Genomic DNA, 21,049 nt, shown 5'->3' on the forward strand with positions numbered 1-21,049 from the left:
TTGATAATAGCAGGAAATGATCAGTTATGTCGACAAAATTAGATTATTGTCCTGTACTTAAGCCTTTAGCAGTTTCTTCTGCACCTAAATGATTACGCCAAACAAAATGGGCATTGAGACATTCACGGTACATCAGTATACGATAATAAAATCCCAACACTAAACCAAACTTTTCTTCCTTACCATAGTGTGAAATCCCTTTTAGATGTGGGGTTTTAAGCGGTAGATCCCAGTGTTCCGTCAGCCGGGTCATGAAAACTTCTACTCCGAAACGGCACCAGTCAAGATCTGGAAGCTGGGATATGAACCACCCGGATAGGCCCCTCTGTCCGTTTGTTATACTGATAAAGCGCTGTACCAGATCTACATTTTTCCTGCCCTGTACAAACCTTCCCACAGTCATTGCTGTTTTTGGGTCTTCCATCAGTGGATCTAATAATTGATCCAAATGCTCGTGTTTTAGATTGATTAAATCAGCATCAAGAAAAAGCCAGTAATCTGCAGGCCCGGCATGATTAATACCTGTCTGCAGGGCAGCTCCCTTCCCCCGGTTTATTTTATGGGATACTACCTGCACCGGGTATTGCTGGGCTTTTATTTTAGTATCATCAACGGAACCGTCATCAATTATCACAACTTCTGCTTTTCGATTATAACTGCAGACAATATCCAAAACAGGTTCAATTCTTTTTCCTTCATTAAGCGCAGGAATAAGGATAACTATTTCTTTGGTCATTTTTTTCTCCTCTTATTATTATTATTATTATTATTGTAAAGCAATACCTCATTTGAAGGCGTAAAAATCACCCTGGAGGTATGGATGTTTATGTTGGATAGGTTTACTTTGTCTTTAGTATAACTATAGGGTATTATGTAAACTAAGTCAATGTAATTCATTTACAACTCTTTGACTGATTTATCCAAACTTTTTTTAAAATTTACTTTCTTCCTTTAAAAAAGTCTTGAATATGGTTATTCACCCTCAAGGAAAAGGAGAGGGTTAACAGTATTTCTTAAATTTCACCCCTTGGGGTGATATCTTTAGCAGGCCTAGTAACTTTATGATTATAGTAAATAGGTCACCTTAGAGTTTCTTTAATTTCAGTTTCAAAAGATAAGTATTTTTTGAAAAAAAATTGTAGTATTATTAGCAAAGAATGGGAGGAAGCAAATGGGCAAAACGCAGGAATTGATATCTTCGGAGGAGGGCCGCAGGCAGTTGGATGCCTTTCGTAAGAAAAGAAGGGCCTGGGCCTGGATTTTTTTCTTTATACTGGTTCCGATTATCTTTGTGGTCATTTGGATTTCTCATCCTGAGGAAGGACTTTCAATAGAGGTGGTATACAGCTTAATGGGTTTTGTGGTTGTTACCGGATTTTTGGCTTTAATTACTTCAAAGGGTGCCAATCGGGGTTGGCAGGGAACTTTGGTGGACAAATACGTCAAAGAAGTTAGAGTTAATCGGGGGGAATATGTGGAAATGGTTCCCAGGAATTATCTGATATTTAGAACAGACCAGGGGAAAATGAGAAAAATAACAGTGCCTGCCGGTTTGCTTCATTACTTTAAAAAAGGGGATCGGGCAGTAAAGATTAAGGGCTTTGAATACCCAGAGAAAATTGACCGGGATGGAAAGCAACAGATTTGCATAACCTGTGGATCCATATTTAACGCCGGGGAGGATAAATGCTCTCGCTGCAAAAGCCCGGCCATTAACCCCAATCACTTTATATAAAGGAAGGAAAGAATCATTATGACTTTCTGGAGACAGCTGGGGATTACCGTGGTGGTTACTCTGATTACTATGGGATTTTTTTTGGGGTTATTATGTATTGTCTTGAAGATTACTTCACCTTATTTAAGTAAAGAGCTGCTGTATTAAGGATAGCATTGTTTGTTTATATAATATATTAAGAGGAGACTGCTCATGAAAAAAATACTGAATTATTGTGAAAAATGCGGCTCATCTCTGGAAAAACAGGACAGCTTCTGCCAGGGGTGCGGCCACCCCTTTGCTATGGCAGAGGTAGATGCCCGGGATGAAGAAACGGGATATGCTGTTGGCAAGGGAGGATCCATTTCCTGGGAAACGCAAATTTCTCTTTTAACCAATCCCTTGGTAGTAAAACAGTTTGTCATGGCGATATTGTTTTCCGGCCTTTTTATGGCTTTGTTTCTTTCTTTCCTTTTACTGGTTACGGGGGAACCGGAGGGTATCCCTGGTATACTGGTGGGAACTTTAATTGCGGTGTCGGTGTTAGGGGTTCTGATGCTTTTGGCCATCCTTTTGGTTTTCAGAGGCCGGTTTCAGGTACGCTTCACCGTGGACCATAAAGGAGTGCTGTGGGAAACTATAGATAAGAGGGCTAAAACCGGCAGCCGCCTGGCAGTAGTGTTAGGGATTTTGGGGCGCAGCCTCCCCGCCGCCGGTGCTGGGACCCTGGCCATGTCCCGGGAAAAGGAGTTTGTGAGTTGGAAGGAAATGAACCGCGCTGAATATAATCAGAATCAGACCATGATTACTCTACGAAATAGCTGGAGGCCGGTGATGATGTTGGTCTGTACTACGGACAATTACGACATGGTGGTTGATTTTGTAAAGGGAAAATTTCAAACCACTGAAGAAGCAGAAGCCCTCTCCCAGAAGAGGAAAAGCCCACTTCCTAAACTACTTTTTAGGACATTCCTGGTACTATTGGCGTCTGCGCAGGTTTTTCTTCTCCCTTATCCCTTTGATATGGATATTTTTATTCCACTGCTTATGCTGTTATTCGCCCTGGCTACCGTTTGGCTGGTGCCCTTCATGGGGTATGTGGTAATTGGTTGTGCATTTTTTATAGCATTGGAAATATTGCTCATCAGCCTGGAGGTTAAAGAAAGCATGTTTTCTTCCCTGGGCACGTATCACAACTATGAAATATTTAGCGGTGATGATTGGTTTGTCCTTTTCTTGGCCTTTGCCGGCCTGGCTTACCTGGTCTGGTTTTCCTGGCGTTCTATCCGGGGAAAGATACTTCCCGCCTTATTTGAAGATTAGGTTTTAGTTTAAGGAAAAGGATGATTATATTGGACATTGTCAATGAAAAAATTGAAGTAAATTTCCCCATGGCATCCCGGTGGAAAAGGGTATGGGCCTTTCTAGTGGATATGGTTATTGCCGGGCTGATCTCTACTACCGGTTCGCTTTTTGGTATATATGTAATTTTTAAACTTATGTCATTTCAGGAAGTAGAATTCTTACACGGTTTTGGCGAGGGATCCGTTTTTATCTACTTCCTGGTCATGATGCTCAGTTATATATGGTTTATTGCCTACATCCTCCTTCGGGACTCCTTTGGGAAGGGACAGAGTTTTGGAAAAAGATTATTTGGTTTAAAGGTAATCAAACTGGATAACGGCCTTTCCTGTAGTCCTGGAGATTCATTTATGCGCAATTTACCCGGTTTTGGTTTTATTCTTTTAAACTATTTTTTACCTATCTTTACTTTTCCATTTCTGCTGATAGAACCTGTAACAATATTTAGAAGTTTGAAAGGACAGCGTATTGGAGACTGCTGGGCTCGAACTCAGGTGATTGATATAAAACAGCATAAATAATTTTTTTCTGGGCTTCTGTAATAACAGGAAATCAAGGAATATAGTAGAATAATGTTAAAATTTACTGAGTGGAAGAGTTAAATATTATTATTTTATAATTTCAATATTTTCCCAGGCCACTCTGTCACCCTCTTCGTTGTAAAGGGTGAAATAAAGAACACGTTTGGGGAAATATTTTTTTGTAACATAAAATACTTGAAAATAACCCTTTTTTTCTTCCCCTATAAATTTAGTAGTGAGGAAGCGGAAATATCCCCTCAATACTCGAAAATTTATAACTATTATTATCATGCTCTCTTTCATTTCTTCCGGAAGGGGGATATTGTTATTAGGAATTTCTAAATGGGAAAGCTTAGCTGATAGTTCTTCATGGTCAAGGTATAAATAAAATTCAGGATCATTATAGTAAGGTTTTTTCCAATCTCCCTCCGTCAGGTTGTTAATTGATAAAGGTATATATTGAACCTTCGGGTGTTTTAGAAAATCGTCCATTTTTACCACCTTCTTATTGAATTTTTTTAATTATAATTGTGTTAAACTTTTAGAAAAAAACAACATATTTCTTTATTATGTTATTTCTTTACAGACATAAAGGTGACATTTATAGTTCTTTTTGAATATTCTAATTTTTATTACTTGTCTTGAAGAATTTTTCTTTTTAAAGCATAATATAAAAGGGTGTGGGAAATTATTATGGCCTTTGAAGTACAAAAAGATAGAAAGATACTTTGAGGCAAAAAAAATAAAAAGGGAGGGCATTTTAAAATATGGAAAAACTTATGGATGTTACATTGGGTGACATCCTGGATGAAATGGCGGAAAAACATCCTGAGAGGGATTGTGTAATATTTCACAATAGGCCTTTTAGAAAAAACTATAGAGAATTTCGTGATTTAGTAAATCTTACAGCTAAAGGTTTTATGAAAATGGGGATAAAAAAGGGTGATCATGTTGCTATTTGGGCTACTAATTACCCTGAATGGCTGCTGGCCATGTTTGCCACGGCTAAAATTGGAGCGGTGCTGGTAACAGTTAATACAAATTATAAAATATTCGAAGTGGAATATCTGCTGCGGCAGTCGGATACCCACACTTTGATATTTATTAATGGCTTTAAAGATTCCAATTATTTAGAAATTATTCAATCGATGATCCCCGAACTGAAAGGGAAACAGCCGGGGGAGTGGACCTCTAAGGCTTTGCCCGGGTTAATGAATCTTATCTATATTGGAGAAGGACAACCAGATGGTGCATACAACTGGGAGCAGCTGTATGAAATGGGCACCGGCATTTCTGATGAAGAACTTCAAGCTGTGCAAAATTCACTGGATGCACATGATGTGATCAATATGCAGTATACCTCCGGCACCACAGGTTTTCCCAAGGGTGTGATGCTGACCCATTACAACATTGTGAACAACGGAAAAAGTATAGGGGACTGTATGGCATTTTCACAGAAGGACAAGCTGTGTATACCGGTGCCTCTTTTTCATTGCTTCGGTTGTGTTTTAGGTGTTACGGCTTGTATCACCCATGGTTCAGCTATGGTATTGGTTGAATATTACCAGCCCTTAGCTGTAATGGAGGCTGTAAGTAACGAAAAATGCACAGCCCTACACGGAGTACCTACGATGTTTATCGCTATTTTACAGCATCCGGAGTTTAATAATTATTCTTTCTCTAATCTTAGAACCGGAATAATGGCAGGTTCCCCTTGTCCTATTAAGGTCATGCGGGAAGTGGTGGATAAAATGAATATGACAGAGATAACTATAGCCTATGGTTTGACTGAAGGATCCCCTGTCTGTACCCAAACCAGAATCGATGATTCCATAGAATTAAGGGTTTCCACTGTAGGCCGCTCTTTACCCTTTATGGAGTGTAAGGTCATTAATCCGGAGACAGGGGAAGATAGCCCGGTAGGAGAACCGGGGGAATTTATTGTTCGTGGTTATAATGTCATGAAAGGTTATTACAATATGCCGGAGGCTACAGCTGAAGCCATTGACGGAAATGGTTGGCTTCATACGGGGGATCTGGCAACCTGTGATGAAAACGGTTATTATCGGATTACCGGAAGGATTAAAGATATGATAATCCGTGGCGGTGAAAATATATATCCAAAAGAGATAGAAGAATTTCTCTATACCCATCCCTTGATCATGGATGTTCAGGTGATTGGGGTTCCCAGCAGGGATTATGGAGAGGAAATTATGGCTTATATTATTTTGAAAGAAAAGGCGGAGCTTACAGCTGAAGAGGTTAAAGAATTTGTTAAAGGACATATGGCCCGGCATAAAGTTCCTAAATATGTTGATTTCGTTGATAGTTTTCCCATGACAGCCAGTGGTAAAATACAAAAATATAAACTTCGGGATAAAGCCATTGAAGATTTTAATCTGCAGGATGATGCAGCAATTGAAACGGCTTAAAAAAAATAGGGAGGGAAAAGATAATGAAATTTGGTTTCTCAACAATAGGTTGTCCCGGTTGGTCCTGGAGCGAAATTATAACAACCGCCTCTGACCTGGGTTATGATGGGGTGGAACTCAGGGGTATTGGAAGCGAGATGTATCTCCCCCGGGTCAAAGAGTTTTCTCTAGAAAAGATACCTGCATTGTGTGCCAAAATGCAGGAACTGAAGTTACAAATTCCATGTCTGACCACCAATGCCTTTTTGTTTGATTCTGAAAAGTTAGAAATTGCCCGACAGGAAGTTGTAGATTATTTGAATTTGGCATCAGCCCTTGCCACTCCCTATATAAGAGTTCTAGGGGATGCCAACCCCCAACCAGGTACAGTAGACCAGGCCCTGGTAGAGGAGAACCTTCTTTTCCTGCTGCCTTTGGCTGCGGAAAAAAATGTGACCTTACTTTTGGAAACCAACGGTGTTTATGCTTCCAGTGCTAAAATGAAAGCACTGCTGGAAAAGATTAATCACCCAAATTTAGGGGTGCTTTGGGATATTCATCATCCATATCGTTTTCATGGTGAACCCATAGCCCAGACATATAATGAGCTTAAACCCTGGATTAAGCATGTTCACATGAAAGACTCTGTTCGTACAAGCAGCAGTGTAGAGTACCGGATGCTTACCTGTGGGGACATACCGGCAGCAGAGGTGGTATCCCTTCTATTCGCTGACAATTACTTAGGCTATCTGGTGTTAGAATGGGTAAAACGATGGAATAGTGATTTAGAAGAGCCGGGAATTGTTTTTCCCCATTATATAAATACAATTAAAAAGCTGCTGCCTGAAAAAACCAACTGATAAAAAGGCAAGAAGTGAAATAAAGGAGGAAAAATCGTTGCAGGAAATACGTATACATGGTAGAGGTGGACAGGGAGTGGTAACTTTAGGAGAGCTCCTGGCTAAATCCGCCATTAAAACTGGAAAAGAAGCCCAGACCCTTCCCTTTTTCGGGGTAGAACGCCGGGGTGCTGCAGTGAAAGCAGCTGTCCGCATAGATGATACCCCTATTAAGGTCCGTTCTCAGTCCTACAACCCTGATTTTTTAGTAATTTTGAATGAAAACCTTCTGGAGATTGCCCTTGACGGCGGGAAGGCCAATAATGCCATTATTATTGTTAACGCCGAACAGCCTTTGGCTGTAAACATGAGGCAGTGGATTGTTAGTGCCACCTCCATTGCCATTGAAAATGGCCAGGTAATTGGAGGGGAACCTTTTGTTAACGTTCCCATGGTGGGAGCTATTTGCCGAGTATTAGGTATACCCTTTGAAGTACTGGAAGCTACCCTCAGTGAACAGTGGAGCGGGGCAAAGTTGACGCCTAATATTGCCACTGCTGGACAAGCATATGACACAGTAAGAGAAGTTCAGCTTGAAGGAGGGTTTAAGCATGGATAAAAAAATACTTCAGCCTGTATCCTATCCAACTAAAGGAGCCTGTGGGCCTACGGGTACATGGAGGTCACAACGGCCTGTTTATGATGCCGCCCTCTGCAATGGTTGTTTACTTTGTTGGCTTTTTTGCCCCGAAGCGGCCATCGCTCGGGAGGATCGTTTAATAAATTATGACTACTGTAAGGGCTGTGGAATCTGTGCTGTGGAGTGTACCAAGAATGCTATAGCAATGGTTAAGGAGGAGGTAAAATGAGCAAAATATTTGGTTCCGGAAATACTGCTTGTGCTCTGGCGGTGAGAGATGCTGATGTAGATTTTGTTGCTGCTTATCCCATTACTCCACAGACCGCTGTGGCTGAAAAGATTGCTTCCTATGTTGCTGAGGGAACCATGGATGCCAATTATCTCCCTGTGGAATCTGAGCACAGCGCTGCCAGTGCAGTTGCTGCCGCCTCTGCCATTGGGGCCAGGGTTTTTACAGCTACCTCTTCTCAAGGCCTGCTTTATATGCATGAAATACTTCATTATGCTGCGGGGGGCAGGCTGCCCATTGTGATGGCCAACGTAAACAGGGCAGTAAATGCACCCTGGTGCCTTTATGCCGACCATCAAGATGCTGTGTCTCAGCGGGATACCGGTTGGATTCAGCTTCATACCGCTTCCAACCAGGAAATATACGATACTATATTGCTGGCATTTAAAGTGGCCGAAGAAGTCCAGATCCCGGTGATGGTAAATTATGATGGTTTTTTGGTATCCCACTCCTTAATGCTTTTTGAAACGTTACAAGAAAGCAAGATAAAAGAATTTTTACCTTCATATGAACCCTCCTGGAGGCTTCATCCTCAGTGGGGAGGAACCTTTGGCAATGTAACCTATTCTGAACAGTATGTTCTTTATCGGGAAAGCTTAACTCAGGATGTGAAAAGGGCTGGAGAGGTAATTGTTCGCTGTGCCAAAGAGTTCCAAGAATTAACCGGACGCTGGCATGGAGGTCACTTTGATGTTTATCGGCCTGAAAATGCTGTTTTCTTTCTCCTTTCCATGGGTTCAATGGGCAAAGAAATGGAGATGGCAGTAGATATGCTGCGTCAAGAAGGAATATCGGCGGCAGGTTTAAGGCTGCGGGTCTTTTGTCCTTTTCCCAAGGAAGAATTATCTGCAATACTGCCCTCCGGTTCAAAACTTCTGGTCTTTGACCGTAACCTGGTCTATGGTTCCGCTGCCGGGGCCCTTCTGCAGGAATCCCGTGCCGCACTATTCCATCGTTCCCATGACCTTGGGATAACCGGTATTTCTATAGGCCTTGGAGGCCAGGACCTCCCTGCCACTTTGTTGGCAGATAGGGCCCGGAAAATGATACAGGAGGTGGAAAAATAGCATGAAAATAAAAGAACTACCTTCAACTGAGTATATTATCCCCGGCACCGGTGCTTGTGCCGGCTGTCCATTAACTACCGGCCTGCGTATTATTGGTAAAGCCTTAGGAGAAAATGCTATAGGTTTTTTAACTCCCTCCTGTGCCGTGGCCAGTATGGGGTTAACTCCCCAAACCTGTTATACTTTTTCAGCTTTAAATATCTGTTTTGCTTCTGCCGGTGCCTCTGCAGGGGGGGCGGCCATGGCTTTGGACGCTCTTTACCGAAAAGGGAAATTGAAAGGGGAAAAGCCTGTTGTGTTTAACTGGGTTGGGGATGGCGGCACGTACGATATAGGTTTTCAGGGTTTGTCCGCCTCAGCAGAACGAAATGACGATTTTCTCCACTTTTGTTACAATAATGAGGCTTACTCCAACACCGGAAATCAGCGCAGTGGGGCTACCCCTCAGTATGCGCTGACCACCACCTCCCCCCTGGGAAAAGAGATGGGGCAAAAGAATGTGCCCTTAATTATGTTGGAGCATCGACCTCCCTATGTGGCCACAGCCTCTCTGGCTTATCCAATGGATCTGTACCGTAAAGTGGAGAAAGCGAGAAAAATAACTGGTTTCAGGTATATCGAAATTCATATGCCCTGCTGCACTAGCTGGAGGTTTCCACCTGCTGATACTATCAGGATGAGTAAACTGGCGGTAAAGACGGGCTCCTGGTTGTTATGGGAAGGGGAATACGGTAAACTTACATTAAATGGTGTGACAGCTTCCTTAGCCGAAGGTAAGAGAAAACCCTCCCCGGTAGAAAGCTATCTTAAACCACAGGGTAGATTTTCAACCTTGTTTAAGAGTTCCGAAAAAGAACAGCAGTTAGCCCAAATTGAGGCTAACATTGGCAGGGAATTAGAGTTTATGGTGGGAAGAGCAAAGTTATAGCCTGCTAAGGGAGGTGCTGCTGATGTATTACATCAGCAGCACCTCCCTATTATATTTCCAGGGAACGGAAAGACAAAAAGATGACAAAAGGGGACGTAAAATCCCATTTAATCTTTTTCCTCTTCCACCTGGATTCCCACCATTTTCATCAGGGTGACCGCATTGGCCGTTTGGGAAATGCCGGACTTTATTTTGTAGTCGAAATGAATGCGGCCGTCATATATTTCATCAGTAAAGTGGTAATTTTTAATGAACCCCGGATATTCTTTCTCCATTGCCCCCAGTTCCAGGTCATGGGTGGTTATGAGTCCCACAGTATTTAAAATATAGAGCTGCCTGGTTACGGTACGGGTAGCTTTAATTCGGTCCCGGGAGTTGGTGCCTCTAAATATTTCATCCAGCAGAAAAATCAGCGGTTCTTTTTTCTGAGCTGCATCGATAATCATTTTCATGCGTTTTAGCTCAGCGTAAAATGTAGATACCCGCTCCTCCAGGTTATCGTGAATCTGCATCTTGGAATAGATCTGCATCAGAGAGCAGGTCATTTCTGATGCACAAACGGGGGCACCGGCATAAGCTAAAACCAGGTTAATGCCTATGGTTCGAAGCAGGGTGCTTTTTCCGGACATGTTGGACCCGGTGATAACAAATATTGTTCCTGGGCGGGGCAGTGTGAGGTCATTTTCTACCCGTTCTTCAGATGGAATTAATGGATGCGCCAGGTTTCTGGCTTGAAAAGCCGGAGGAGCATTTTTAACCATAGGAAAAATCCAGTGGGGGTGATCGTGGTAAAGGCCTGCCAGGCTGGAAAGTGCTTCAATTTCTCCTACGGCATCAAACCATCCTCTAATGGAAATACCCCAGTTTTTTCTCCATCCTTCCAATTTTTTAAGGGTTCTCAAGTCCCAGAATACAAAAATGTTCAGGGGATAGTAGATTAAAGGGCTGCTGAAGCGCAGGTTATTTCGATCAGCAATATCCACCAGAGTTTTGATATGATAAGAAGCCCCTAGTTCTCCGGGAAAAAGCTTCTTTTTTAGATCTTTTAGAAAAGATGCTTTAAAATTTTCCTGTTCAATCCTTCGCATCAGATCTACATAACGGGCAATCCTCCGGACCGCAATGTCTGTGTTTTTAAAATTTTGTTGGGCTTCTTTTTCACCCACCAGGGCTATCCCAACCTGTAGGGTCAGCATGATCAGCGCCGGCCAGAAGGGGATCAGTTCCACTGCAGCCAGGCCGAATAACAAAAAAGTAAAGAAAGGCAGAAAAAGAACTGCACTTTTTTCTGGACGATTGCTCCAAAAGGGCCCCTTTTCCACCCAGACTGCTATCTCCTCCGGGTCCTGCTGTTTAAAAAAAGTGTCCATTCCTGCTGCCTGAAAATGCTGTCTGAAATCTAACCGGGAAGCCAGGTCTAATACAGCCTGCTGACGAGGCCTAATTTCTTCAAATTTCCTTGGGCTGCTCAAATGCTCCACCAGGGTCTTTTCTCCTCGAAAGGAACTGGTGGAATTTATGTGCTGAAACAATGAGCCCTGGCCAAAAAGATTTAGGTCTGTTGAGTAAGGGTGTCCGGGGTCCGTGTATTCAACGCCATCCTCGGGGAAAGAAGTCCACTTTCCATCTAAACGCTCAATGGCCATTTTGTTTATATAGATTAGTTTTTCTAAATAATCAATGTGCTGCTTTACCCCACCGTGTTGAACAATGAAAAAAATAAAGGCCGCTAAAAAAGGCAGGGCAAAGTACATAAGAGCATCATATGGGCCATAATAACCGTAACCCAAAAAACTTGAGGCCAGGAGAAAAGACGTAAGGCGCATGGTGGAGATTTTTCCACTCTTTTTTCGTGTTCGGTTCAGTTCATTTTGATAATTTTGCTGTTTGCGGGAGTAAACTTTACCAATATTCTTCTTCAAGGGAGTAATTTCCTTTCTATTGCTTTTTTTACAAACCTAATAATCCTTTAATTTCCTGCTCGCTCAAGGCTGATAGAAAAGTCTCTCCCGGCTGGATTACCTTATCAATCAATTCTTTTTTCTTCTGCTGCAGTTGGAATATCTTTTCTTCTATGGTGCCCATGGAAAGCATTCTCATAACCTGTACCACATTTTTTTGACCTATACGGTGAGCCCGGTCTGCAGCCTGATCCTCCACTGCAGGATTCCACCACAGGTCGTAAAGAATGACAGTATCCGCACCGGTGAGATTTAGGCCGGTGCCGCCGGCTTTCAGGGAAATAAGAAAAATATCAGTCTGGCCTTTATTAAATTCCTCAACCATGCGCATTCGTTCCCCGGATTTCACAGAGCCATCCAGGTAAAAGTAGGAATAATTTTCTTTATCCAGCACCTTTTGAATTATCTTCAGCATACTTGTAAATTGTGAAAACAAAAGTACCCGGTGTCCGCTCCCGTTTACTTCTTTCAATAAATCTTTCAATTGAATTAGTTTTCCGCTGTCCCCCTTGTAGTTATCTAAAAACAGGGAAGGATGACAGTAGATCTGCCGAAGCCGGGTTAACCCCGCCAGAATCTTAATCCGGCTTTTTTCAAAACCATGGTTCTTAAGTTCAGATGCGGCCTGGCTTCGTATTTTTTCCAGGTATACCAGATATAATTTTTTCTGTTCTTTGGTCAGCTCCGATATCATCTGGCGTTCTATTTTTGGGGGAAGCTCCTTTAGTACATCCTTTTTAAGGCGGCGCAGGATAAAGGGCTGCACCCGTCTGGACAGTTCTTCACCGAAGGGGTGGCTTTCATTCTGTTCCGCAATGGCGGCGTACCTTTTCATAAACCTCGGGTAGGAGTACAAATAACCCGGCAGAATACAGTCAAAAATAGACCAAAGTTCAGTAAGGGAATTTTCCATGGGGGTGCCTGTCAGAGCCAGGAAATTTTCCGCAGGTATCAATTTGGTGGAACGAGCCGTCTGGGAATTGGGATTTTTTATGTTTTGAGCTTCATCCAGGATGCAGTAACTAAATTTCATCTCCTTATAACTATCAATGTCCCTGCGAATCAGGGGGTAAGAGGTTATAATAACTTGATATTTTTCCGCCTGTTTTAATCCTTCAATTCTTTCTTTTTTGTTTCCAGAAATAACTGCTGCTTTCAGTTCTGGGGTAAATTTATTAATTTCTGCCTCCCAGTTAAAGATCAAGGAGGTGGGAGCTATAATTAAGACAGGATCATGTTTGGCAATAGTTTCGGAACAAATGAAAGCTAATGCCTGAAGCGTTTTCCCCAATCCCATATCATCGGCCAGGATGCCCCCGAAACCATGAACAGCCAAAGTTTTTAACCACTGAAAACCGGTCTTTTGATAGTCCCGCAGGACATTATCCAGTGGGCCGGGTAACTTAAAATCCAGATGTCCGGGGTCTTTGATGCTTCGAATAAGTTCCTTGTAGTCCTGGTCTTTTTTAAAAAGAGTTAACTTCCCCTCCTGTTCAAAATGATTCAGGTATAAGGCCTGGTGCTTGGGTAGGGTTATTGTTTCCTTTTTCAGGTCGGATTTTTTCAACTGCAGTCCCTGAAAGACCTCTGCCATTTTGTCCAAGTCTTCAGATTCCAGGGGGAGGAAGCTGCCGTCTTTTAGACGGTGAAAGGTTTTCTTCTCCTGCAGAGAAGAATAAATATCAGGCAGTTCCCCTTGGTCTATCCCCTCCAATTGAAATTCAAACTCCAACAGGTTAAATGAATTGTTAATTCCCATCCTACCTTTAAATCTAGTATTATTTTTAACCTTTAACCGCTTAAACGTTTCGCTGTAAAATATGCTGCTGTCCTTTTGTATTTCAGGAAGGGCATGATACACAAAATCATAGACTTTTTTATCATTCTCTCCGTCTAAACAAAACATATGTTCCCGCATATCGAAACCTGCTTTATTAAAAGAGCTCATCACCTTTTTTTCTTTTTCTATTTCCCTGATCAAAATTTCACGGTCTGAGTTGTTTGGTTCTTCTTTTAGGGGGTTGATCACACGGCTGCCGTAAACATAATCCAGGCGGGCGGTAATGTCTTTTCCCTTCATATCCAGAAATACTTTTACTTGAAGAGGTTCCTGGTGGAGGTCCGCCTCTAACTCTTTCTCAATCAGAATATTTCCGAATTTCCTGATTCTAGAAATTGACTCTGAAGCAAACCTCTCCCGATATTCCATGGGAACCAGTATAGGTTTTCCGCTATTTTGTATATAGCCGCTGTAAAAAGGCAGAAAGCTTGAGCTTTGTTCCTGGGTAAGGGTGTAAATTTTTTCATCAAACAAAAAAAACGTCCCATCGGTGGTTAGAGAAATAAGATTTTTTTTATTGTCAAGCTCCAGCAAAAGCCCCTCTTCTGCTTTTCTTAGGTTAAAATTAAGGGGCAGGGGTTCATTTAGGACTTTAACATTATCAAAAGATTGGTTAAATATGGTTACCTTAAGAGTTCTGTTTATTAAATTCCCAAGGACTCTTTTTGCATAAGATTGGGGCAAATACATCTTGGAACCAGCAATTATATTACGACCTGCGCTGTTATAGGATGTGTAAGCAGTAACCTGGTCTATATCCAATATTTCAAGTAAAAGGTCAATGATGGGCGTGTCTTCTTTTTTAAAAGTATGAACATAAGGGTCGTAGGTAAATAATTTTCCAAACTTTATAGATGTTTTTTCCTTGACGGCTTTAAGAAACTCAGAGATATACTTCACCTTGTAGCTTCTATTTTCACCCACCTTAAGCTGGAGAGATGAAACAAAAATATCCTGGTATCTGGATTCTATCTGTTGATAAATATATTCATATTCCAAGGTTAATTCTTTTCTTCCCTGAATGCTATCTCTATCCTTAAAGTAATTGAATATAAAGTCTACTATTCCTTTGTCCTTTAATTCCGGGCTAAGATAAGTATCCTGGTTATTCAAAATCTGCAGCAAAACGGCCGTTATATGTTTACAGTTTCCCGGGTAATTATAGTAGGCGATACATTCACAATCAGCATCCAGGAAATGACCGTCAGGATCAAATAAGACATATACACTGTAATCACTTCTTTTTCCCCTGACCAGGGCAGTGAATGATTTTTCTTCTGGATTATAGAATAATTCTTTTAAATAACCTGAATCGTAATAATTTTTCCCTCTAAAGAAGGTGTTATTATTGTAACATAGACTTTTTATTACTCCTTCGGTTAATGTAAGCATATGTAATAAATTCTCCTAACAAAGCAGCTATTTAATTTAATCATTTCTACATTTTCCTGTTTTTTCCTGCCGGATATTTCCTATACATTTATTTTCACAGATAATCCAAGGCATAATGAATTACTTAATACTGCTGTACTCATTCACTTTTCCTCTCTAAAGTTATCAGTAAAATCTCGGGACGATTATTAAATCTGACAGGCAATACGCTTTCTCCCAGGCCACCATTTATTATCATGGTGGTGGCCTTTGATTGGAACATTCCGTAATCTAACTTTGGGAATAATCCTTGCCCTGGTGCAATAATTGCTCCAACAAACGGTAGTCGAACCTGACCACCATGGGTATGGCCTGCCATTACTAAGTCAACATTTGAGTGAATTGCTGATGAATAAATATTGGGCGCATGGGCTAACAGTAATCTTGGCGAAGAATCATGGGTTCCTTCCAGGGCTTTATCTAAATCATCCTTCTCCAAGTAGGGATCATCTACACCTATAATCCAGAGGTGATTATCGCCTTTTATAAATTTTTCATTTGAATTCTCTAATATTTGTATCCCTTCTGCTAGAAGCGGCTCTTTAATTGTATAGTTGGTCCGCCACTCATGGTTTCCGGGAACAAAAAATATTGGTTTTTGGGGCAGCCCTCGTATTAAGTTGATGGTGGGCATTACTGCCGGATTATCTTTATCTATTACGTCACCGGTAATTGCAACCATATCAAATTCATGCTGATTAATTAAGTTAATCAAACGTTTTTGGTTATTGCCATACTCCTTACTATGAAGGTCAGTTAAATGTAATATAGTAAATCCGTCAAAGGATAAAGGTAAATTTTTTATAGGGACAACGTATTTTGTTACAGCAATAGAGTTCACTTCGTAGAACAAGTATGATATAAATGTCAGACCGACCATAATAAGAAAAGTGCGCCGTGAAACCTTCAAATTAAAAACATCTCCTTACATTTCAAATATACAACTATTTTGAACATTACAGGTTCTTCCTTATTGTTTTTAAATATTACCCTTAAAAGTAATATAACCATTATGTTAATTATCTTTCATTCTTATATATTCCTAACATCTTTTTTATTGTATAATTATAACATGATTTATGGATATTCTTTCTATATGTAGGTAGATAAAACCGATTATGTCGATTTTAGTTACTACTGGGAAAGGAAGTAGTTTTTAATAGTTTCCCGATGCCTTGGACCATCTTGGATTATAAATATGTTATCTGAGAGAGCAATTATAGATTCTGTTTAAAAAGGGAGGGGGGAGAGGAGTTATTTAATTTGTTGGCGGGGTAATAAATAGACCTTGTATCAACTAATAAGGAGGGAAAAGCGTGAAAAGCATGAAAAGACCAATAATGATCGTTTTAATGCTTATCTTAGTATCCATCATGGTTATAGGATGTGGAGAGAAAAGTCAGCAGGAGGTAGGAGAGGATGCTGTTGGCAAGCCGGAGCAGTCAATCGGTGAGGATAAACAGGAAGCCAATGGAACAGGGGATCCGGAGACTTTAGAAGAAATCTTCAATTCCATGCAGGATCCGGCAGAGGTGTATTATGAAATGACTATGACCGGTGCTGGAATGGAAAATTATTTTTCCAAAGTTTGGATTAAAGGAGAGAAGGTACGTACTGAAGGTGAAATGGATTGGCACAAGTACATTATAATTGATGATGAGGACCATTATTATACCTTAGACCCGGAGGAAAAAACTGCCCTTAAAATGACACATAATTGGGATGATGAAATGGAAGAAGGGTTTACCGCAGATGAGTTTATGGAAGATATGGACTTAGAGGGGTTGGAATATCTGGGAAAAGAAAAATACAATGGGGTCATGTGTTATGTGATCTTGGATAAAGATGATTATGTCACTATGAAAATTTGGATTCATGGGGATTATGGCATTCCAATGAAAATCGAAAGTACCGGTGATGATCCCGAAGATCATTTTACTATGGAAGTAAAAAATCTTAAAGTCGGTGGAATTTCTGATGACCTGTTTGTGGTACCTGCAGATTACGAAATTTTTGAAATGAACTATTAGCAAATAGATTAACGCTGATGATTTCATTAAAGAGAGGTCTCACTACGCGTTTTGTGCCTTGAGTTAAGCGAAAGAAACACGAAAGGGAACTCTTAGTTTCTGAATTTACATACATAATAAAGGGTCACATTGACGATGAATAATTTGTTCTTTTGGATCAGTAACGGACAAAAGGTTATCTATGCTTTTGTACCGGCAGTATATTTATTCTTTTAATAATAGTTTGGGTAAGGCTGACGGCCAAGGCAGCTTTTATCAGATCAAAGAGAATAAAGGGAAGAAAACCTATCATTAAAATCTCAGCAAAGTTTGTTGCTGTTCCTACATACAGGTTTAAAATCAAGTACAGGTAAATTAGCCCGACAATATATAGTGCACTTAACCCGGCCAGCATTGCGGCAGAGCAGTGGTAAAGGTTGGGTTCTCTTTTGTTTTCCAGGATTTTACCTGCCAGAAAGGCGCAAGCAATATAGCCCGGCACAAAACCGAAGGAGGGCTGGAAGATATAGGATAGGCCGCCAAAAGGTGCAACTGAAAAGACAGGGAGGCCTACTAATCCCAGAACCATATATATGGTCATGCTCAAAGCCCCCAATCTGCTGCCTAAAAACCCTCCGGCCAGCATGGCTACCAGCGGAAGAAGGCTAAAAGGGATTAAGGCCACGGGAACGATTTTCAATGCAAGGCCCACCATGCAGGCAGCGGCAGTAAAAACAGCGGTAAAAGTAATATCTTTGGTAGTTAACATCATATTCCGGGTCCCTCCTACCCCTCTTGTCCTGGTTTAATTATTAGAGTAAAATGGTACTGAAATCGTTAGGATTTAAAAAGCATATGTTTAGAGTAAGGCAATTTTTATCTTTGTCTAACAATACACAAAAGAGGGGAAAAAAGCAATAGGTAAGCACTACTATACTTTTAGATTTTTAGAATTACGGTTTTAATTTAAGTTATAATCAAATTTTAATGTTGTCCAAATGGTGCTCAAATCTTTGGAGGTTATGATGACCATAATAAAAGAAAGGGAGGTTATCATAATGGTTACTTTGGAACAAGTTGAGAAGTTACGTGAACGTGCCGGCATTTCTTATGAGGAGTCAAAAAAAGCCCTGGAAGAAACAAACGGCGATCTTTTGGAAGCGGTCATCAATCTGGAAAAGCAGAACCGTATTCAGGCCCCCAAATCAGGCGGGTATTATCATTCCAAAGAGGAAAAACAGGAAACGGAGGACAACGGCAGCAGCAGAGTATCAGAGGTGCAATCTAAGAAAACCAACCGCTGCTCCTTTGGTGAAACAATGGGAAACTTTTTTCAGTGGTGTGGAGAAGTGCTTCACAAAGGGAATACCAACAGCCTTGAGGTGGTGAAGGACGGCCAAAATGTGATGGTGGTTTCATTGACAGTGTTTGCATTATTTCTAATCTTTGCCTTTTGGCTGGTGCTCCCCCTCATTATTATTGGCCTCATTTTCCGGTACAGGTTCAAGTTTAAAGGCCCTGACCTTGGAAAAACAGAAGTAAACCGGGCCATGGATAATGTTTCCGATGCCACTGTTCGTGCTGTGGATACTGTAGTTGACGCGGCCAAGAATTTCTCAAAAGATATCAACAAAAATAAGGGTGAAAATAAAGATGGAGAGAATTCTGATCATTGAGGACGAAGAGAAAATTGCCCGGTTTGTGGAACTGGAGCTGGGGTTTGAAGGGTACGAAGTAGAAAAAGCCCTGGATGGAAGGGACGGCTTAGCCTTTGCTAAAGCTCGTTCCTTCGACCTGATTCTGCTGGATGTTATGCTGCCAGGCATAAATGGGATTGAGGTACTTCGGAGAATTCGCCAGTTTTCTGAAGTGCCGGTGATTTTGTTGACTGCCCGGGATGAAGTGGTTGACAAGGTTTCGGGACTGGACAGTGGTGCAGACGACTATATAACTAAGCCCTTTGCTATTGAAGAACTGCTGGCCAGAATCAGGGTGTCACTTAGAAAAAAAACTGGCACCGGCAAAGTATCTCCTACCACTGTTTTGGAGGCCGGAATGCTGCGGCTTGACCCGGAACGCCGGGAGATTAGGGTAGGAGCCCAGCTGCTGGAACTGACCAAGAGGGAGTTTGACCTGCTGCAGTGTCTTTTGGAGAACAAAAATATTGTGATGAAACGGGAAGTGTTGTTGGATCGTATATGGGGTTATGATTTTGGAGGAGGAACCAATGCCGTGGATGTGTATATTCGCTATCTCCGTTCAAAAATCGAGGAACCCTTTGAGCTGAAGCTGATTCATACGGTACGGGGAGTGGGATATGTGATTAAGGATGAATGACACAGAAAAGCATCATATCGGGACCAGTTTTATAGGTAAAGTCCGGTCGTCATTGGTTTTGAAGTTGAACCTGCAGATGCTGGGTATGCTGTTGTCGGCCTTTATGGCTGTTAACATTCTAATCAACATTTTATATTTTGGTGTTATCTTTTGGAAAGCAGAAGAAGGCGCTCAAAATTTTATGGATACTTTTGGAATACCACAGAATGTCGTGGAGGAGAAGTATGCCGCTGCCGGGGGTTACGAAATACGAAAGGTGGAAGAATCTTTAAAAGGCTTAATTCTGCCTGAACTGCTGCAGGAGCAGCTGCCCCTGGAAGCCCTGGATGCAAAACGTAATATAACAGCCCCCGGATTTGACTCAGATATAACCCTGATGGAGCACATTGGACAGGTTGCTTATCATATGATAGTGACAGTTGATGGTGTGCCCTATCAGGTTACCTATGCCTTGGGGACGGACCTGCGCCTGTATGTCTTCTTGCTGCTGGGTCTTCTGGCCGTGGAACTGCTCTATCTTTTGGGCAGCATTGGGAAAAATACCATGGTTATCCGAAAAACATTGAAACCACTTTCAGAGATGGCGGAAACCGCCAGAACCCTTCATGAGGGGGTAGCGTCTATGGGTTCAGCTGCAGATGGGTCCGGTATTAAGTATCTGGCCGGCGCTATCAGCACCATCGATGTCAGACAGCTGGACCGACGGATCTCTATTGAAAGTTCGCAAAATGAACTAAAAGACCTGGCCCATGCCATTAACGACATGCTTAACCGGATTAACCAGTCGTACCAGTCTCAGGTGCGTTTTGTTTCCGATGCCTCCCATGAGCTGCGCACCCCCATCTCAGTAATCCAGGGTTATGCCGGTTTACTGGACCGTTGGGGGAAGTTTGATGAAAAAACTATGCAGGAATCCATTGACGCCATTAAAAGTGAGACAGAGAACATGAAGGTGCTGGTGGAACAGCTCCTCTTTCTCGCCCGGGGGGATAACGACACCATGCAGCTGCATCTGGAAGTGTTTGAACTCGGTGACATGATTGAAGAAATTATCCGGGAAACCCGATTAATTGATTCAGCGCATATCTTTGAAACTCAGTTAACCAGGCCGGTTTACCTGGAGGCAGATCAGCAGTTAATTAAACAGGCCATTCGGATCCTGGTGGATAACAGTATGAAGTACACGCCTTCCGGCGAAAAAATCGTGATTAAAACCTTATCAGAGGAAGGCTGGGTGAAGATCCAGGTGCAGGACAACGGCATTGGCATTGCGCCGGAGGATGTTTCACATATTTTTGACCGGTTTTACAGGTCTGATGAATCACGGGCCCGGAAAACCGGTGGCTCCGGCCTGGGTTTGTCTATCGCTAAATGGATCATCCAACGTCATGAGGGTCAATTTGAAGTCCTCAGCCGGGTGGATATTGGCACCCGTACCACAGTGGTGCTGCCTGAATGGAAGGGAGATTAAATAATATTGTATTCAATCATAATTCGTTAAAAGCCTGCCGACTAAGTTTTTGTTGGCAGGCTTTTCTATTTTCCAAAGCAGCACTAATAGAGGTAGAGAGTTCTTCTGTAGTTTGTGCGAGGATGATTTTCACTCTAGCAAAGCAGCGGTCAGATGGAATATTTATCTGAAAGCGTAAAGCTGCGCAAAAAAAAGAACAAAGATTAATATGTCAAAAGCCGGCTGGATA

The 21,049-nt window shown here is 41.8% G+C and carries 20 protein-coding genes; 14 read left to right on the forward strand and 6 right to left on the reverse strand.

The window, feature by feature from the left end; genetic code table 11:
• Window positions 1-43: 43 nt before the first annotated feature.
• Window positions 44-736, reverse strand: a complete 693-nt coding sequence (locus HUE98_RS02295; RefSeq protein ID WP_241422275.1) for a glycosyltransferase family 2 protein — start codon at window positions 734-736, stop codon at window positions 44-46.
• Between the two features lie 435 nt (window positions 737-1,171).
• Between HUE98_RS02295 and HUE98_RS02300 the strand changes: the two genes are divergently transcribed.
• From HUE98_RS02300 to HUE98_RS02310, 4 genes are read left to right on the forward strand one after another with little or no spacing between them, the layout of a single operon-like run.
• Window positions 1,172-1,735, forward strand: coding sequence for a hypothetical protein (locus HUE98_RS02300; RefSeq protein WP_241422276.1), 564 nt, complete (start codon window positions 1,172-1,174; stop codon window positions 1,733-1,735).
• 18 nt (window positions 1,736-1,753) lie between these two features.
• The gene (locus HUE98_RS17535; RefSeq protein WP_277623698.1) at window positions 1,754-1,882 is read left to right on the forward strand and encodes a hypothetical protein; all 129 of its coding nucleotides are present in this window, start codon (window positions 1,754-1,756) and stop codon (window positions 1,880-1,882) included.
• A 45-nt stretch (window positions 1,883-1,927) separates the two neighbouring features.
• Window positions 1,928-3,037 (forward strand): zinc ribbon domain-containing protein, encoded by a 1,110-nt coding sequence (locus HUE98_RS02305; RefSeq protein WP_241422277.1) that lies wholly within the window; start codon window positions 1,928-1,930, stop codon window positions 3,035-3,037.
• 29 nt (window positions 3,038-3,066) lie between these two features.
• Complete coding sequence (locus HUE98_RS02310) at window positions 3,067-3,597, forward strand: RDD family protein (RefSeq protein ID WP_241422278.1); 531 nt, start codon at window positions 3,067-3,069, stop codon at window positions 3,595-3,597.
• Window positions 3,598-3,684: 87 nt separating this feature from the next.
• Here the strand turns inward: HUE98_RS02310 and HUE98_RS02315 are convergent, their stop codons facing one another.
• On the reverse strand, window positions 3,685-4,089 hold the full coding sequence (locus HUE98_RS02315; RefSeq protein ID WP_241422279.1) for a hypothetical protein: 405 nt from the start codon (window positions 4,087-4,089) through the stop codon (window positions 3,685-3,687).
• Between the two features lie 275 nt (window positions 4,090-4,364).
• Between HUE98_RS02315 and HUE98_RS02320 the strand changes: the two genes are divergently transcribed.
• Genes HUE98_RS02320 through HUE98_RS02345 form a run of 6 tightly spaced genes read left to right on the forward strand, consistent with a single transcriptional unit; the run spans window position 4,365 to window position 9,771 of the window.
• Complete coding sequence (locus tag HUE98_RS02320; protein ID WP_241422280.1) at window positions 4,365-6,029, forward strand: AMP-binding protein; 1,665 nt, start codon at window positions 4,365-4,367, stop codon at window positions 6,027-6,029.
• A gap of 23 nt (window positions 6,030-6,052) precedes the next feature.
• Window positions 6,053-6,868, forward strand: coding sequence for a sugar phosphate isomerase/epimerase family protein (locus HUE98_RS02325; RefSeq protein WP_241422281.1), 816 nt, complete (start codon window positions 6,053-6,055; stop codon window positions 6,866-6,868).
• A 37-nt stretch (window positions 6,869-6,905) separates the two neighbouring features.
• A complete protein-coding gene (locus tag HUE98_RS02330) occupies window positions 6,906-7,466 on the forward strand; it encodes a 2-oxoacid:acceptor oxidoreductase family protein (RefSeq protein ID WP_241422282.1) in 561 nt (186 codons plus the stop codon).
• Window positions 7,459-7,716 carry a 4Fe-4S binding protein gene (locus HUE98_RS02335; RefSeq protein WP_241422283.1) on the forward strand — a complete coding sequence of 86 codons (258 nt, stop codon included), beginning with the start codon at window positions 7,459-7,461 and terminating at the stop codon, window positions 7,714-7,716. The genes HUE98_RS02330 and HUE98_RS02335 overlap by 8 nt, the downstream gene beginning before the upstream one ends.
• Window positions 7,713-8,843: a pyruvate ferredoxin oxidoreductase gene (porA, locus tag HUE98_RS02340; protein ID WP_241422284.1), complete on the forward strand. Its 1,131-nt coding sequence runs from the start codon at window positions 7,713-7,715 to the stop codon at window positions 8,841-8,843. Before HUE98_RS02335 ends, porA begins: the two co-directional genes overlap by 4 nt.
• 1 nt (window position 8,844) lies before the next feature.
• Window positions 8,845-9,771: a thiamine pyrophosphate-dependent enzyme gene (locus HUE98_RS02345; protein WP_241422285.1), complete on the forward strand. Its 927-nt coding sequence runs from the start codon at window positions 8,845-8,847 to the stop codon at window positions 9,769-9,771.
• Window positions 9,772-9,878: 107 nt separating this feature from the next.
• Here HUE98_RS02345 and HUE98_RS02350 read toward each other — a convergent pair whose 3' ends face one another.
• From HUE98_RS02350 to HUE98_RS02360, 3 genes are all read right to left on the reverse strand, one after another.
• Window positions 9,879-11,693, reverse strand: a complete 1,815-nt coding sequence (locus tag HUE98_RS02350; protein WP_241422286.1) for a MutS family DNA mismatch repair protein — start codon at window positions 11,691-11,693, stop codon at window positions 9,879-9,881.
• Between the two features lie 28 nt (window positions 11,694-11,721).
• On the reverse strand, window positions 11,722-14,964 hold the full coding sequence (locus HUE98_RS02355) for an SNF2 helicase associated domain-containing protein (protein WP_241422287.1): 3,243 nt from the start codon (window positions 14,962-14,964) through the stop codon (window positions 11,722-11,724).
• A 139-nt stretch (window positions 14,965-15,103) separates the two neighbouring features.
• Window positions 15,104-15,883 carry a metallophosphoesterase gene (locus HUE98_RS02360; RefSeq protein ID WP_241423488.1) on the reverse strand — a complete coding sequence of 260 codons (780 nt, stop codon included), beginning with the start codon at window positions 15,881-15,883 and terminating at the stop codon, window positions 15,104-15,106.
• Window positions 15,884-16,319: 436 nt separating this feature from the next.
• Here HUE98_RS02360 and HUE98_RS02365 point away from each other — a divergent pair, with 436 nt between their 5' ends.
• The gene (locus HUE98_RS02365; RefSeq protein ID WP_241422288.1) at window positions 16,320-17,033 is read left to right on the forward strand and encodes a LolA family protein; all 714 of its coding nucleotides are present in this window, start codon (window positions 16,320-16,322) and stop codon (window positions 17,031-17,033) included.
• Between the two features lie 175 nt (window positions 17,034-17,208).
• Here HUE98_RS02365 and HUE98_RS02370 read toward each other — a convergent pair whose 3' ends face one another.
• Window positions 17,209-17,784, reverse strand: coding sequence for a biotin transporter BioY (locus HUE98_RS02370; protein WP_241422289.1), 576 nt, complete (start codon window positions 17,782-17,784; stop codon window positions 17,209-17,211).
• A 253-nt stretch (window positions 17,785-18,037) separates the two neighbouring features.
• Here HUE98_RS02370 and HUE98_RS02375 point away from each other — a divergent pair, with 253 nt between their 5' ends.
• From HUE98_RS02375 to HUE98_RS02385, 3 genes are read left to right on the forward strand one after another with little or no spacing between them, the layout of a single operon-like run.
• Complete coding sequence (locus HUE98_RS02375) at window positions 18,038-18,688, forward strand: DUF4342 domain-containing protein (RefSeq protein ID WP_241422290.1); 651 nt, start codon at window positions 18,038-18,040, stop codon at window positions 18,686-18,688.
• Window positions 18,666-19,349, forward strand: coding sequence for a response regulator transcription factor (locus HUE98_RS02380; protein ID WP_241422291.1), 684 nt, complete (start codon window positions 18,666-18,668; stop codon window positions 19,347-19,349). The genes HUE98_RS02375 and HUE98_RS02380 overlap by 23 nt, the downstream gene beginning before the upstream one ends.
• On the forward strand, window positions 19,342-20,820 hold the full coding sequence (locus HUE98_RS02385) for a sensor histidine kinase (protein ID WP_241422292.1): 1,479 nt from the start codon (window positions 19,342-19,344) through the stop codon (window positions 20,818-20,820). The genes HUE98_RS02380 and HUE98_RS02385 overlap by 8 nt, the downstream gene beginning before the upstream one ends.
• Window positions 20,821-21,049 lie beyond the last annotated feature (229 nt).

This window comes from Candidatus Contubernalis alkalaceticus, from assembly GCF_022558445.1.
Taxonomy (GTDB): domain Bacteria; phylum Bacillota; class Dethiobacteria; order SKNC01; family SKNC01; genus Contubernalis; species Contubernalis alkaliaceticus.

Excerpts from the sequence above, each read along its gene's own strand:
- HUE98_RS17535 (WP_277623698.1), top strand. The coding sequence starts at position 1,754 with ATGACTTTCTGGAGACAGCTGGGGATTACCGTGGTGGTTACTCTGATT.
- HUE98_RS02305 (WP_241422277.1), top strand. The coding sequence starts at position 1,928 with ATGAAAAAAATACTGAATTATTGTGAAAAATGCGGCTCATCTCTGGAA.
- HUE98_RS02370 (WP_241422289.1), bottom strand. The coding sequence starts at position 17,784 with ATGATGTTAACTACCAAAGATATTACTTTTACCGCTGTTTTTACTGCC.
- HUE98_RS02360 (WP_241423488.1), bottom strand. The coding sequence starts at position 15,883 with ATGGTCGGTCTGACATTTATATCATACTTGTTCTACGAAGTGAACTCT.
- HUE98_RS02320 (WP_241422280.1), top strand. The coding sequence starts at position 4,365 with ATGGAAAAACTTATGGATGTTACATTGGGTGACATCCTGGATGAAATG.
- HUE98_RS02335 (WP_241422283.1), top strand. The coding sequence starts at position 7,459 with ATGGATAAAAAAATACTTCAGCCTGTATCCTATCCAACTAAAGGAGCC.
- HUE98_RS02325 (WP_241422281.1), top strand. The coding sequence starts at position 6,053 with ATGAAATTTGGTTTCTCAACAATAGGTTGTCCCGGTTGGTCCTGGAGC.
- HUE98_RS02380 (WP_241422291.1), top strand. The coding sequence starts at position 18,666 with ATGGAGAGAATTCTGATCATTGAGGACGAAGAGAAAATTGCCCGGTTT.
- HUE98_RS02300 (WP_241422276.1), top strand. The coding sequence starts at position 1,172 with ATGGGCAAAACGCAGGAATTGATATCTTCGGAGGAGGGCCGCAGGCAG.
- porA (WP_241422284.1), top strand. The coding sequence starts at position 7,713 with ATGAGCAAAATATTTGGTTCCGGAAATACTGCTTGTGCTCTGGCGGTG.
- HUE98_RS02295 (WP_241422275.1), bottom strand. The coding sequence starts at position 736 with ATGACCAAAGAAATAGTTATCCTTATTCCTGCGCTTAATGAAGGAAAA.
- HUE98_RS02345 (WP_241422285.1), top strand. The coding sequence starts at position 8,845 with ATGAAAATAAAAGAACTACCTTCAACTGAGTATATTATCCCCGGCACC.
- HUE98_RS02375 (WP_241422290.1), top strand. The coding sequence starts at position 18,038 with ATGACCATAATAAAAGAAAGGGAGGTTATCATAATGGTTACTTTGGAA.
- HUE98_RS02315 (WP_241422279.1), bottom strand. The coding sequence starts at position 4,089 with ATGGACGATTTTCTAAAACACCCGAAGGTTCAATATATACCTTTATCA.
- HUE98_RS02355 (WP_241422287.1), bottom strand. The coding sequence starts at position 14,964 with ATGCTTACATTAACCGAAGGAGTAATAAAAAGTCTATGTTACAATAAT.
- HUE98_RS02385 (WP_241422292.1), top strand. The coding sequence starts at position 19,342 with ATGAATGACACAGAAAAGCATCATATCGGGACCAGTTTTATAGGTAAA.